Source organism: Algorimicrobium bowmanii (genome assembly GCF_054031195.1).
Genome location: NZ_CM132929.1, coordinates 1,991,878 through 2,006,482, shown reverse-complemented (window position 1 = coordinate 2,006,482; position 14,605 = coordinate 1,991,878). Strand labels below are relative to the sequence as shown.

General features: G+C 32.5%; 9 protein-coding genes. 3 read left to right on the top strand and 6 right to left on the bottom strand.

The features are described from left to right. Positions 1-47 precede the first annotated feature (47 nt). On the bottom strand, positions 48-2,333 hold the full coding sequence (locus ACW5R3_RS08890) for a PorP/SprF family type IX secretion system membrane protein (protein ID WP_456576658.1): 2,286 nt from the start codon (positions 2,331-2,333) through the stop codon (positions 48-50). A 1-nt stretch (position 2,334) separates the two neighbouring features. After that, positions 2,335-6,846: a T9SS type B sorting domain-containing protein gene (locus tag ACW5R3_RS08885; protein WP_456576657.1), complete on the bottom strand. Its 4,512-nt coding sequence runs from the start codon at positions 6,844-6,846 to the stop codon at positions 2,335-2,337. Between the two features lie 339 nt (positions 6,847-7,185). Between ACW5R3_RS08885 and ACW5R3_RS08880 the strand changes: the two genes are divergently transcribed. From ACW5R3_RS08880 to nhaA, 3 genes are all read left to right on the top strand, one after another. Next, positions 7,186-8,028, top strand: coding sequence for a universal stress protein (locus ACW5R3_RS08880; RefSeq protein ID WP_456576656.1), 843 nt, complete (start codon positions 7,186-7,188; stop codon positions 8,026-8,028). A 209-nt stretch (positions 8,029-8,237) separates the two neighbouring features. Further along, positions 8,238-9,401 (top strand): MFS transporter, encoded by a 1,164-nt coding sequence (locus ACW5R3_RS08875; protein WP_456576655.1) that lies wholly within the window; start codon positions 8,238-8,240, stop codon positions 9,399-9,401. A gap of 179 nt (positions 9,402-9,580) precedes the next feature. Next, positions 9,581-10,918, top strand: a complete 1,338-nt coding sequence (nhaA, locus tag ACW5R3_RS08870; RefSeq protein ID WP_456576654.1) for a Na+/H+ antiporter NhaA — start codon at positions 9,581-9,583, stop codon at positions 10,916-10,918. Between the two features lie 22 nt (positions 10,919-10,940). Here the strand turns inward: nhaA and ACW5R3_RS08865 are convergent, their stop codons facing one another. From ACW5R3_RS08865 to ACW5R3_RS08850, 4 genes are all read right to left on the bottom strand, one after another. Further along, positions 10,941-11,462, bottom strand: a complete 522-nt coding sequence (locus ACW5R3_RS08865) for a hypothetical protein (protein WP_456576653.1) — start codon at positions 11,460-11,462, stop codon at positions 10,941-10,943. 204 nt (positions 11,463-11,666) lie between these two features. After that, a complete protein-coding gene (locus ACW5R3_RS08860; protein ID WP_456576652.1) occupies positions 11,667-12,311 on the bottom strand; it encodes a toxin-antitoxin system YwqK family antitoxin in 645 nt (214 codons plus the stop codon). 57 nt (positions 12,312-12,368) lie between these two features. Continuing rightward, positions 12,369-13,703: an amidohydrolase family protein gene (locus ACW5R3_RS08855; protein WP_456576651.1), complete on the bottom strand. Its 1,335-nt coding sequence runs from the start codon at positions 13,701-13,703 to the stop codon at positions 12,369-12,371. Between the two features lie 69 nt (positions 13,704-13,772). Continuing rightward, the gene (locus ACW5R3_RS08850) at positions 13,773-14,471 is read right to left on the bottom strand and encodes a hypothetical protein (protein WP_456576650.1); all 699 of its coding nucleotides are present in this window, start codon (positions 14,469-14,471) and stop codon (positions 13,773-13,775) included. Positions 14,472-14,605 lie beyond the last annotated feature (134 nt).

Sequence of the window (14,605 nt, the reverse complement as noted above, 5' to 3'; positions counted from 1 at the left end):
GTTGGCTTTATGGCATTTGGGGGATGCCGTATTTAGTCATCATTAAATTATTCTATATTGATACTCATAATCCAAATTTTACCGGTATACCTGTTGTTTAATTTTGAATGAAAAGCTTTTGAGGCACTTCGCCAATCATCAAAATGTTTTAGGTAAACGTAGGTGTATTTGTTTCTAGGGTTTTTGAAATAGGAAGGTGATAATCCTTGAGATTTTAAATCGTTAATAAAGTTTTCGGCATTGCTAAATTGCGAGAAAACATTGGCTACAATATAATATCCTGGCTCAACTCCTGTTAAGGATAGGCTTACACTATTTCTTCGTGTTTCTGTGTCGTAATTATCTTCATATTGTTTAACGGTTTTTTTAGGTTTGTTTGCTTTTTTAGGGTCATTTTTTGCTATTGGTTTTTGAGGGGTTTTACTGTTTTCTGAATTAATTTCATTGGTGTTATTTGTTTCTTTATTTGTGTTGGTTGTTTTATTTTCTGAGTTATCTATTTTATCATTATTTGTATTTGGAATACTGCCTGTAGTTAATGACATACTTGTAACTAACCTGTTTCCTAATATTTTTTCTCTAGGAATACTATCGTCTGTACGTCTTGTTTGCGTGTTTGATTCGTTTGCTAATTTTGTTGCTCGAGGTGTTAACGCATTTAACCCACTGAATGTCACATTATCGTTAATAGGGGAGTTTTGATTTGTTTCAAGAGGAAGATTAGTAGCGTTAGATATTGTTTTCGTAGGTTGATTGGTGTTGAATTTTGTTTCGGTATTCAATGGATTATCAACATGAATTATATATAATTCTTCAATTGCTTTCTCTTTGTAGTTTAAATTGTAAGCTCTAATAGCGTCTGGTAACTCATCAAACCGATTTATGAATTTATATGTGGTATCGGTTTTAGAAACAAGGTAGTATCCATTTTTGGCAAATTTTAGATCCTCTATATGTTTAGGGTCTATAGGATTTGTAACTGGAGTAGTTGCTCGAAACTCAATAGTTTTAATGTTTTCTGTTGGAAGCGTATTTGTTTGATTTTCGCGTTGAGCATAAGATTGTAAATTACGAATTTGCTCTTCTAACGTGGCTTTTTTCAAATTGTTTAAATCGTTTTCTTTTAGTAGAATTTCTAATAAATATTGATTTTCCTCATCAAGTTGAGCTTGTAGCGAAGCCACTTTATCTGATTGCATTTTCCTTAAGGCTTCTAGATTATTAGTTTCATCATATGCTAACGATGTGCCAGAAGTTGTAATTGTAGTGGTAGTCGTTACTGTTTTTTGTGTGGTTGTAGTAGTGGTAGTTGTTTGAGGTTCATTATTTTGCGTTTGTGACTGCGCATTAGATATAGAATCGGTATTAGTAGTTGTTTTTGAAGCAAATTCTGTCAGGCCTCTGTCTTTACGCGAATTTTTAATTGCAAAAACAAGGTTTACTTCGTGGGTAGGACCTAAGTTAACTAATCCTTCTTTAATTGTGCGTTCGTATGTATAGCCAATGGATAAGCGTTTACTGACGTGGGCTCCAAAACCAGCTCCAACACCATAGTAATTATCAACACCTAATTGTATCCAGCCCATTCTTGGAAAGTTGGTTAAGATAGATCCTCCAAAACCTGTTCCGAAAGAATCTGTAATTTGCGCTGTTAAAGCTAAACGCATGTCAGTATCTTCAAAGAGGCCTGTTGCGGCATTAAAATTATGTGTATACATAAGTTGTGAAGAGTAACTACGATCAATATATTGTGAAGCCATTTCACTTGACCTAAAATCATAATCCACTAAATTTTCGGCATAAATTCCAAAATCAAATTGTTTGTAAGAAAGGTTTATACCTGGCTTGATAGTTACTAATGATGTGCTACGAAACGATAGAAGTAACGGATCGTCTTCGGCAGTAATAGTTCTGTTGTTATCCACACCGCTACTGTAGTAAGCTAAGTTGAAACCTAAAGTTAATTGTAAGTCGGTATTTAATTTAATACTATGTGCATAATTCCCTATAGCTCCAAAACTAGAAATTACACCAGTACTTTGCTGATAGACACCTATACCCATTCCTGATTTTTCATTAAAACGTCCAGTATAACTTAACATGTATGCTTTTGGCGAGTCGTTAAATTGTATCCATTGGTTTCTATGGTATAAAGAAATATAGGTATTGTTTTCACCAACAAAGGAATAGGTTGGGTTTTGTATAAAGCGATTGAATTTTATATTATTTTGATGTGGGACACTAAAACTTAACACAGGCATATCCTGAGCTTTAATGGAAGTAAAAGCCAGTATAAAATAAATAGGAAGTACAAAAAAGTAATTTTTTGACATATTATTTTATTAGTGTTATAGTACCTTTTTCGGTAATGATATTATCTTCTGAAATGGTGTAGTAATACACAGGTTGTTTTTGTGAAAACTCAAAGTCTGTTGCAGGCCAATTATTCATATAATTATGCTGCTTTAAAACAATTTTACCACTTGAATCATATATTACGATATCAACATTATCTTTTGCTACATACTTAGCTGGTAGTCCCCAAGTGTCGTTTATTCCATCATTATTTAAGGTAACTACGTTAGGGATAGCAACTGTTTTATTCTCTATTTCAGTAACTATAAGTGTTTTTGTTACGCTACAATTGCCAATTAATGCGATTAGGGTATAAGTGCCAGCTTCTGATATCTCTAAAGCATTTGTTACGCTAACGGATGCATTATTAAAATACCACTCATAGCTATCGCCACCTTCAGCAATTATGGTTATTGTTGTGTTTTCAATTAAATCAATCGCATCAGGATAATTCAATGTTATTGCATCGGCATTCAAACTATTAACAGTAACTGAATTAGAACTTATGTTGCAATCGCCGTAACTTATTTCTAAATAATAATTCCCTGATTCTGTAACCTCTTGTTCAGTAGCGTTACCTAAAGGATTACCTGTTTCTTCTTGGTACCATTGGTAGGAATACGCCGGGTTCGTAATATCAGAATATAGAGTGACAGTAGTGTTTGTTTCACATAAAATATCATTGGTATAAATCTCTACCTCACTAATAAACCCTAAAGTTATGTTTAAGGTATTAGACATAAGGGTTCCCATATTGGGGATGTTAATTTCTAATTGGTAATTACCGTTAGATTCATAATTAGAAATAGTAATACTGCTGTCATTTTCATCTAAAATAGCATCACCATCTTTATACCATTGTAAATTATAATTGTAAGGATTGTCTATTAGATTTATAGTATTGGATAGTGCTTCGGCAGTAAAACTGGTTAATGATAGCGATGTTTCTAAACTAACGCAAGGTGTATAGTTTGTGTCGGCAGCTATAACGGCTTGAAAGTTTGTTGGATTAGAAACGATAAATGTTAAGCTATCTTCCATGATGCAACCTATAGTTTGTGTAACTACAACTTCATATTCTCCTGAAGCATCGGTATTATAACTATTTGTATTAGCCCCAGGAATTAAAGTGCCATTAAAAGACCAGTGATAATTAGGTTGTAAGGCATCCGAACTAACAGATAGTTCTACAGTATTCCCTGGAATAAGTACTGAGTTTAATTCTGTAGTAGGCGTTAGTGTTATGAACGATTCTTCAATAGCAAGTATGTTGGACTCCTTGGTACAACTCCCCGTATTGATGAATAATTGATAATTACCTATTTCTGTTATAGTTAAAGTAGCGTTGTTATTGGTAGCTAGTAAATTACCGTTGTGATACCAAGTGTAAACATAATTTGTATTGCTAATATTACTATTGATGTCTAATTGCGGATTCCCACTACAGAATAAACCACTAGAAGTAATAATTAATGGTTGGTTAGTGTCTAAATTAGCTGAAATGGTATTGGATGTAACAGTTCCAAAGGCATCTATAGATAATTGTAATTTATAATCGCCATTATCGGAAATGTCTACAAGATCAATAGATGTATCTGTTTCACCTGTAGCTAAACTATTATTCTTAAACCATTGCGCGGTGTAAGTTATTTGGGTGTTATTTAGAATATCTAGATTCCCATTAGTAGTTATCGCTTCGAAAGTAATAAGGTTTATAGGCATACTGTTGCTAGTACAAGAATCGTAAGTTGGATCTATGGCTATTTCAATATTATAATCTAAAGGGTTATCTAAAATAAATGTCTTTTCGGCATATAATGTGCACGCTTCCGTAACACTTGCAATTACTTTATAAGTTCCGGATTGTGTAGCGGTAAAGGTTGCAGACGTTTCATTTGCTAGTAAAACATTATTATGATACCAGGCAAAACTAGGTTGACTAGCATCGGTAGTAACAGTAATGACTTTATTTTCACCGGGTAAAATTACATCGTTATCTAAATTAGTACTATAAATATTCAGTTGACCGAAAGCAAGCGATAGACTATTTGAGCTAGAAGAACAAGTGCCGTTATCAATTTCTAATTGATAATTACCTTCTAAATTTGTTGTATAAGTTTCGGCTGTTGCTCCGGGTATTACAACTCCATCATGCAGCCATTGGTAAGTGTAATTCGTATCAGAAATATTGGCTGAAAGTGTTGTGAATTCTCCCGGACATAATGCGCCAGTATTTTCAATAATTAATGCTTCTGTCGCTAAATTGATTGTTAGGATATTAGTTGTTTGTATACCGAAGTCGGGTATTGTAATTTCTAAATGATAATCACCATTATCTGCTGCGGAACTAATATTTAATTCTGTGTTGGATGCTCCAGGAATAGCAATATTGTTTTTAAACCATTGATATGTGTAGTTAAAGCTATTGTTTAAGATATTAATGGCTCCTGAATCCGTTTCTGCGGAAAATTGATCTATTCGTAGGGTAGTTGAGGTGCTAGAACATGCAGTATAGTTTGTTTCAGGTGATAATTCTACATTAAAACTATTTGGATATTCTAAGGTAAAAGTAATGTCTTCTTCTAAATTACAACTGTCAGATTGATTAACAACCACTTTGTAACTGCCATCTAATGATGCATCATAACTACTAGAAACGGCTCCGGGAATACTTACATTATTTCTAAACCAGGAATATGTAGGATTGGTGGCTGAGGTTGAAACGCTTAGTGTCTTTGTTTGTCCTGGGATAATAATATCTGTTAAAGCAGCCGTAGGGGTAACACTAATACTAGAACTGTTAATAGTTATGCTATTAGAGTTATTTTGACAGGTACCATTTGTAACTGAAAGATTATAGGTTCCAGCTTCTGTTGTAGCGTAAGTAGGTGATGTAGCACCGTTAATAACGATACCATCCTTGAACCATTGGTAGGAATGCGCTGTAGTTGTTACCGAACTTGTAAAGGTAACGGTTTGATTACTACAAAGTTCTTGGTCGTTTGAAATTAATATGGAACCAATTCCCAAATTAACATTTATGTTATTGGAATACACAACGCCATAATCAGGAATTGTAACTTCTAAAAAATAAGGTCCATTAGCTTCTGAGTTGGGAACCGTGTAATTAAGTGTATTAGCACCATATATAGGAACTCCATAATAATACCATTGGTAAATATAACCTAAGGTATTATTTAAAATATTTAAAGTTTCTAAAGGAGAAACAGCTTCAAAAACATTTGCAGATAAACTTGTAGATAAGCTATTGCAAGCTATATAACTTGCATCTGGATTTATTGCTAAGTTTATACTTTCTGGGTAAATAACTAGCAGATTCAGGACGGTATCAATTACACAAGGTGTAGTTTGAGATATTACAATACTATAATCACCAGGTTGTGTAACTGTATAACTTAAATATGTGGCTCCAGGTATAGCAACATTATTTTTAAACCATTGGATTGTTGGTGAATTAGCAGTTGTTGTAGCCGTTACTGTTAGAGATTCACCAGGTACTAACATAACATTCGATACAATATCTAAATATGCATCGATGTCAGTAACTTCTAAAAAGATACTGTTTGAACTAAAGATACATCCACCATTATCAATTTCTAAATGATATGAACCTTCAGAAACGGCATCATAAGTTGGCATGTTACTACTTGGTATTGGATTATTATTCTTAAACCATGTATATGTATAGTTAGGATCTTGTAAGGTACTAATAAGCGTTTTACTTTCCGATGGACAGATACTATGCAATCCATCGCTAGTTTCGATTGTTGGAGAAATATTAGGGGCAACTTGTACGGTAACGATGTTTGAATATGAATTCATAACACAAGAGCCATAATCTACAATGGAATAATAAGCACCAGGTTCGGTAATTAAAATAGAAGCTTCTGTTTCACCTGGAATTTCTATATAATTTTTATACCAAATATATTGCAGGTTGGGGTAGTAGGCAGGTGAAGAAGCGTTACCTGGATTATCTACTTCTAATAAAAACGAGTCGCCTTCGCATAAATTTATTGTACTATTATAGTTGTTTATTGAATAAGGTTGATTGTGTATAGCATAATAAGCCGAAAAAGCCGAACTTGGTAAACTTGTCTGTTCAGGATATGTACTTCTAACACGTACTTGATAGTTTTCTCCGGCTGTATCTGTAGGTAATTCAAAACTTCCTAAAACAGGCGATGTATTATTTGTTAGTGTAGCCACGGGGGTTGGATTACTAAAATCGCCATTACCATCAGAAAGTTCAATTATAAATTCGTTTTCCGTTCCTAAATTATGAGCCGGGTAAAATGAAAAGGAAAAATTATAGGTATTAAAGCCAGGAGAAGCACAAGCTTGTGTGAAACTTAAATTGGGAGGTAATATTGTAATTTGGGCATAAGTAACCCACGACAACATGGTAATGGTCAAAAAGACGCATATCACATAAATACGCTGTTTATGTAGTAGGTTAAGTAGGTTCATTAGTTTATAGTTATATAGCTAGCTGTAAGCTATCATATTCAAGTTTGGGGTAAAAACAGATTTGGGATAGGTCTTTACCTTAGGCTTCAATACGTTATTAATTTAATGTTGTTTCATGTTGTAATTTTATTGTTCTTCTAAATCAAATCTATTGGTTTAAATACTATTCGTCAAAGAAAAATGACTTTTATCGATGAAATGCACACTTTATCTGTTTTTATTGTAGGAATTAGTTTACTTTGATGAAATAGCAAAATTCTAATAATTATGCTGATAAATATCATTTTATAATTAAAAATCAAGTGGTATATTGTAACAATCCTAAAAGATTATTTTATTATGAAACACGTCTTACTTACTACAGATTTCTCAGAAAATTCACGTCATGCTATTCAATATGCATTAAACTTGTTTACGTATACACCATGCCATTTTCAAGTTTTACATGTGGTAAAATCATCAACATATATATCTGATGATTTAATGCAAAGCGATTCTTTTGATTCTTTATATAAGGATTTGATTGCTACTGCTAAAAAGGAAGTAGATGTCTTAATTTCGGAATTAAAAAATAGTAATAACAACTTATTGCATACGTTTGAAGCGCGGGTAGATTATGATAATTTGGTAGCTTCTATAAAACAACTTCATGAAGATCAAGCTGTCGATTTAATCGTAATGGGGACTAAAGGCGCTAGTAATTTTGAGAAAATTGTTTTTGGTAGTCAAACTTTACGGGTTTTTCAACGTTGCGATGTATCTGTTTTGGCTATTCCATTTGAGAGTAAATTTACACCAATCAAAAACGTGTTGTTTACAACAAGTTACCAATCAAACTATAAATTTGAAGATTTAAAAATCCTTATAGATCTCGCTGAGCATTATAATTACAATTTAGATATTCTTCATTTGTCGGATTCAGTTACATTACATGAAAACCAAGAGGTAGTAAAAGGTACTCTAGATTCTCTTTTTATAAATATAAATAAGCAGTTTGTAAGAAAACCAGAAGCTAATTATTTAAAAACAATTAGCAATTATATTTCAGAACATCAGATTGGGCTCTTCACAATGATGCGTAAACAACATAGTTTTTTAGAACACTTGTTTTTAAATCATAAAACGGAACAAGTGGCTAATAATTTAGAAATTCCTTTTTTAATGTTGGCCTATAAAGAATAGAATGCTAGTAATAGATAAATATATTATAAGTCATATGTCTTAAAAACGCTTTATTATGGGCTTTATAGTAGTTCTTTTGTTAAATAGTTAATTAACTTTGCAAGCGCTTTTAATTATCGTATTCCCTAAAAATGAATTTGATAATATTACAACCATGGTGCTTCTAATTAGAGGTTGGTTGTAATACCTGATCTACTATAATATTATAAATGAAAACACCTTTATCTAATTCCGTTTTATATTTAATGAGTATTTCTGCTGGACTAGTAGTAGCTAATTTGTACTACAATCAGCCTTTATTACATTTAATTTCGGTTACTTTCAATGTAACAGAAGCGGCAGTTAGTAACGTAGCATTATTCACACAGTTAGGGTATGCTTTTGGTTTATTATTTATTATTCCGCTAGGGGATAAGGTAGCTAATCATAAAATTTTGCAAATTGATTTCTTGATTTTAATAATAGCACTGTTTGGGGCATCTATTTCCACATCTTTATTTTGGTTAATAGTTAGTAGTTTTGCTATTGGTTTTACATCGGCTATACCGCAGTTGTTTGTTCCAATGGCAGCACAGTTATCAGATAAAGCGGGAAGAGGTCGTGCTATAGGAATTGTTATGAGTGGCTTGTTGATTGGTATATTAGGAAGTCGTGTTTTAAGTGGATTTATTGGGGATCAGTTTGGTTGGCGAATAGTTTACTCTGGAGCCGCTATTCTTATGTGTTTATTATTTATAATTTTACGTTTTAAACTCCCTCGAATATCACCCGAATACAAGGGGACTTATGCTAGTTTAATGGGGTCTTTATGGTTTTATTTTAAAACTGAACCAGCCTTACGTTTAGCTTCGTTACGTGGCGGTTTAGCTTTTGCATCATTAAGTGTTTTTTGGACAACCTTAGTGTTTTTAATGGAAGATTCCTTTGGTTACGGAAGTACTATTACAGGACTATTTGGTTTGTTTGGTATTGTTGGAGCTTTAGGTGCAACTGTAGTAGGAAAACTTAATAACAAGGTTAGTAAACAAAAATTAATTTGGTTTGGTATTGCATTGTTAACTTTTTCATGGCTAATTTTTTTACTCTCGTCTAAATCAATCATCGGGTTAATAATAGGAGTTATACTAATAGATTTAGGTATGCAAGGTTTGCATATAACGAATCAGAATATTATCTTTTCTAAAAATGAAGAAGCACGAAACCGTGTTAATACCATTTATATGGTTAGTTTTTTTATAGGTGGCGCTATTGGAACAACCTTAGGAGCTATTGCTTGGCAATTTTATGGCTGGCCTGGAGTTTCTGTTTTAGGACTTTCTTTAACTCTTACAATTGGTGTCGTACACCTTCTTTTTAATAGAAAGACTAATTAACTTTTGCTAAGATTTATATCTATAGTTTTTCTTTTTTACCGAGAAACACTAATATATTGTAACGAAACAGTCAATTTAACGTTTCAAATATTAAATAAATATTAAAAATCACGCGTTTATTTTATCTAAATAGACTAATCTACTATCTTTGATAATCAACCTAAATATAAAATACATATATGATAAAAAGAGTACTTCTAACCCCATTTCAGAAATTTGTTAAAATAGAAAGTTTTAGTGGTATTTTACTTTTACTCGCTACAATCATGGCTCTAGTTTGGGCTAATTCAGGATTTAGTAATAGTTATCATGAATTATGGCAATACGATTTAGGGATAACAACAGAAACTTTCGAGTTTAAAAAGCCTTTAATCTTATGGATTAATGATGGCCTTATGGCAATTTTCTTTTTCTTAATCGGATTAGAAATTAAACGGGAGCTTGTTATTGGCGAATTAAATTCCATGAAAAAAATAGCTTTTCCGCTTATAGGTGCTGTTGGCGGTATGCTAGTGCCTGTGTTATTTTTCTTTGTCTTAAACGATAACCCCGATACTTTAAAAGGGTGGGGTGTGCCTATGGCTACGGATATAGCATTTTCATTAGCTGTATTGAATGTTTTAGGTAAACGTGTACCACTAAGTTTAAAAATATTTTTAACGGCTTTTGCTATTGTTGATGATATAGGAGCGGTTTTAGTTATTGCTTTATTTTATAGTGGTACGATTAACACCACTTTATTGTTAATAGCAGGTGCATTGTTAGCTATTTTATACTTTCTATCTTACCGTGGATATTATTCTAAATTTTTATTATTCATTATAGGTTCTGCAGTTTGGTTTTTATTCTTAAAATCAGGTATTCACCCAACTGTAGCAGGTATATTGTTAGCTTTTTCAGTGCCTATTACGCAACGAATTGGAACGGAAACATTTTTAGAAAACCTGGAGGATATTTATAAAAAGATTAAAAATGCTAGTGTGCTTAAAACACCAATTCTTTCTCATGAACAATTAGCACATGTAGATACTTTAGAAACTTGGTCTAGTCAGTTTCAGTCACCGTTGCAGCGCTTAGAGCATAGTTTACACGGTTGGGTAGCCTATTTTATTATTCCAATTTTTGCATTATCAAATGCCGGAGTTGTTATAAGTAGCGATGTAGAGTTAGATATGGCTTTGACAACTAACATTATAATTTGTTTGGTATTAGGAAAAGGGATTGGGATTCCTTTGGTTGTATTTATAGCCAAAAAATTAAAAATCATTTCTGTTCCTGAAAACATTAGTAACATGCAAATTATAGGTGTTTCCTTTTTAGCAGGTATTGGATTTACAATGGCTATTTTTATTGCTAGTTTAGCTTTTGCCAGTACACCAGAATATATCGATTCTGCAAAAATTGGTATTTTATTAGCGTCCTTAATTGCAGCAATAATTGGTTATTTAATACTCCGATTTAGTGCGAATACAGCTGAGGAAAATAATGATGTATTAAAATCACTTAATAATCTATAAAACCCCGTTAAAACTTTATGTTTTAATGGGGTTTTGTGTATTCCTGTTTTTCAATTATAGGTGAGGTATGCTTTAATGATTTATGTAATGTTTCAATAAAAGTTTTCTTTTCTAGTAATTCACTTATGGTAGCTTCAAAGGTTTTTGTATTGTTAAGCTTAGGGAACATTAATTTGTTTTTAGCAATGGAATTTGAAAGAAGCACATTAAAATAATTATACACTAAAATTAATTTCTGTAAACCATCTGTTTTAATGACTTTGAACCCAATTTTTTTAGCTGTTCTTTCATTTATGATATAGCTAGTACCCTTCACGTTTAGTTGTGTATTATTTTTATGGGTTTCAATTAATAGTAGCAAACCACTTAAATATTCTTGAATGATATAATTTGTTCGCTGCTTACCAGTTAGTATTCTGTTTATTACAAAATAATAATCAAATAAAGTACCGCCATGAATTTTAATGCAGTTGTTTTTTGGTTTTTCACATATAAATAATGGCGAATAATACTGTATTTTACCCGATTTTTTAAGTGAAGGCATATCAAAAAATGGTGCAATTATAGAGCTAACAAAGCTAAAGGTTAAAATTGTTATTAGATAAATCCCAGTTAGGTAGGAGAGTAGGACGGAAAGTATTAGTATGCTTAGTGCGACTAAAGCAATAGTAGTTAGTATTTTATTTTGTATTTTTTTGGGCTTATTATAAAAATTATGATTCAATTCTGGACAGGTATTTAAAGCAAGTTAATTTTTAGAGTCGTAGACTTCGGTGTTGCGTAACTGTCCATCTTCGTTAAAGGTTTTCCATGTTCCAACTTTTTGCCCATCTTGTTTTAATCCGGTGGTATAAACGTTACCGTTTTTAAAGTAGGTTGTTTCTTTTCCGTTTGCTTGATTATTGAAAAAGGTTTCTGTTAAATAAAGCTCACCCGTTTCGTAATAGCTTTTCCATTCACCAATTTTATTTCCATGATTATCAAAATGTTTTAAATACTTCAGTTGATTGGTATCTTTAAAGTAACTTTTCCATACTCCAATTTTTAAACCATTTCTAGAATAACCTTCCATATATAAAACCTGTGAATAATCTAGTTTTTGATAGCCATCGGGCTTTCCATCTTTAAAATTTCTAACAGATTTTACTTCACCATTTTCGTAATATGATACCCATTTCCCTGTTTTTTTATTATTTAATAAGTAACCTTCTGTTTTTAATAAACCAGAACTGTAATAATCTTTAAAATTTGTAGTCAGGTTTTCTGATGACTTTGTTTTATGAAGCGGTACTATTTTTGTTTCCTTTTTACATTGAAGCAAAAAGGCGCTTAATAAAATGGTTAAAGAGAACAACCTTAGAGAGTGTTTTGTCTGAGCCTTGTTGGGTGTCATTTATTTTTGTTATTAAAATGCTGACTGCTATTTGATGCTTTAAAAGAGCTGTAGTATTTAATTTAATAGGTTTTTATAAATTTTGCCATCCTTCATAATTATTAAAAAGTTTGCTTCAGGGTTTTCAACTAGCTCAATGTTTTCAATAGGGTTTCCATTTACTAGAATTAAATCAGCGTAGGCACCTTCAGTTAGTTCTCCTAAATTCCCTTTTAAATAAGGGTTTCTTTTACCGCTCATTCGTAAGAGCTCGGCATTTGTGGAAGTAGCCATTTTTAAAACTTCAAATGGTGTATACCAGCGTGTCATAACAGCTAACTTGCTTCCTTGTTTGGAGGCTGCTTTCGCATTAAATAGAATGTCAGTACCCCAAGCTGTTTTAATTTTGTATTTCTTTGCTAATGCATAGGCTTTATCGGTTCCTTTATTCATTTCTATTTGTTTTAAACGATTGGCAGAACCTTCAGCAAATGTTGATTCACCTGTGTCTAAAAAAGGTTGAAGACTCCACCACACACCTTTGTCGGCCATAAGTTTAGCAGTTTCCTCATCCGCTAACTGACCATGATCAATGCATTTTACACCTGCCTCAATAGCTGTTTGTATTGCAAATGGTGTGTAAGCATGAACTGTAACATAAGTTCCCCAGTTTTCAGCTGCAGAAACAGCAGCTTTGAATTCGGCGGTAGTATATTGCGCTACATCTAGGGGATCGTAATCTGATGATACACCACCACCGGCCATAAGTTTTATTTGTTTTGCACCTTGTCTTAATTGTTCACGTGTACGCATTAAAACTTGATCCGCTCCGTCTGCAATAGCAACCATGCCGTTTCTTTCAGCATAAGATAATTCTCCAATTTTACGAGGCACATCTGTAGGTAGACCAAAATCTCCATGTCCACCGGTTTGTGAAATAAAAGCACCACTTGAGTAAACTCTAGGTCCTGTTACTAAGCCTAAATCTATAGCTTTTGCAAGAGTTAACGATCCACCACCTAAGTCTCTAACGGTTGTAAATCCTCTGAGTAATTGTTTTTCAGCGGCTTTAGCAGCCATAAGATTAAGCATAGCATAATCGCTCATCATGGCTTGCATTTTAGGAACACTCTCAAATAATAAATGTACGTGAGCATCTATTAAACCAGGCATTACAAACTGACCTTGCCCATCAATAACTTGGGTTTTAATTCCGCTAGTAGGTAAAATTTCATTTTTAGAAATTTTAGTAATAATATTATTTTCTATCAGAATATTACCATGTATAGTTTTTTGATCTTTTCCATTAAAAATCTCTACATTTTTTATGAGGATTTGTTTGGAAACCTCCTGTGCGTTTAGTGTACTGTTAACGAACAGTAGAAATCCTAAAATATACTTTATAGCGTTCATAAGTTTGAGTTTAGGGTGTTACTTATAATAAAGTAACTATTTGAGTGACTATTTAATGATATGATTTAATTAGTTCATTTCGGGATCAGACCTACGAACACCTGAATTTGTATGTACATTTCCAACCTCAGTAATAATAGCTCCCTCAGGACCTGCCATTTGCCAATGAGCACTTTCAACAATAGCTAATGAATCAAAATCTCCTAATCTAGCTTCCACAATATGATTTGCAGTTACTTTACCATTCCAGTGAGTTTTAGGAATAACAACCTCAGGAAATTGATCTCTGTTATTTTCACCAACACCTGCTATATAACTTTTTCCATGTCTAACTAACCAACCTTCTAGTTTAGCTGGATTATTATCGGCAGCATAATGCATGTGTTCACCTAACATCTGTCCTGGTAATAAAAATATATCCATTAACATATATTGGTCTTCTTCATTATTTACAAACATAACAGAAGCTAAGCCTAAATTGGCATAATCGCCTTTATTGTAATCGGTAAGCCATATTCTTTCCCTTAAGCCTTCAAAAACTGGGTAATTGTGGTATGCCATTAACTCCATTAAAGCATCTTTAGCTTTCTCTTCTAAAAAATTTCCTTCAGCATCATAAAACTGATCATTACTGAAGCTTAATTCTGTTTTTTGTTCTTGTTGTAGTTCTTGTTTCTCACTAACAACTGGTTGTTCTTTAGTTTCGGTTTTACAACTGCTAAATAGGAATACAGCTAATAATGGAAGTAAATAGTAAATTCTTTTCATAAATGTTTAATTTTTGTTTTGGGTTTACTGTAATATTTTGAAAATACAAATATGTGTCTCTCTAACTTAAGTTTTTTATTAAGCTGAACTAATGCAATCAATTATAATTTTGATTTATATGCATTTGTTTTTGT

What these genes read in the sequence shown, in the direction of transcription:
- ACW5R3_RS08885 (WP_456576657.1), bottom strand. Translation starts at nt 6,846, where the DNA reads ATGAACCTACTTAACCTACTACATAAACAGCGTATTTATGTGATATGC.
- ACW5R3_RS08890 (WP_456576658.1), bottom strand. Translation starts at nt 2,333, where the DNA reads ATGTCAAAAAATTACTTTTTTGTACTTCCTATTTATTTTATACTGGCT.
- nhaA (WP_456576654.1), top strand. Translation starts at nt 9,581, where the DNA reads ATGATAAAAAGAGTACTTCTAACCCCATTTCAGAAATTTGTTAAAATA.
- ACW5R3_RS08875 (WP_456576655.1), top strand. Translation starts at nt 8,238, where the DNA reads ATGAAAACACCTTTATCTAATTCCGTTTTATATTTAATGAGTATTTCT.
- ACW5R3_RS08880 (WP_456576656.1), top strand. Translation starts at nt 7,186, where the DNA reads ATGAAACACGTCTTACTTACTACAGATTTCTCAGAAAATTCACGTCAT.
- ACW5R3_RS08850 (WP_456576650.1), bottom strand. Translation starts at nt 14,471, where the DNA reads ATGAAAAGAATTTACTATTTACTTCCATTATTAGCTGTATTCCTATTT.
- ACW5R3_RS08855 (WP_456576651.1), bottom strand. Translation starts at nt 13,703, where the DNA reads ATGAACGCTATAAAGTATATTTTAGGATTTCTACTGTTCGTTAACAGT.
- ACW5R3_RS08860 (WP_456576652.1), bottom strand. Translation starts at nt 12,311, where the DNA reads ATGACACCCAACAAGGCTCAGACAAAACACTCTCTAAGGTTGTTCTCT.
- ACW5R3_RS08865 (WP_456576653.1), bottom strand. Translation starts at nt 11,462, where the DNA reads ATGCCTTCACTTAAAAAATCGGGTAAAATACAGTATTATTCGCCATTA.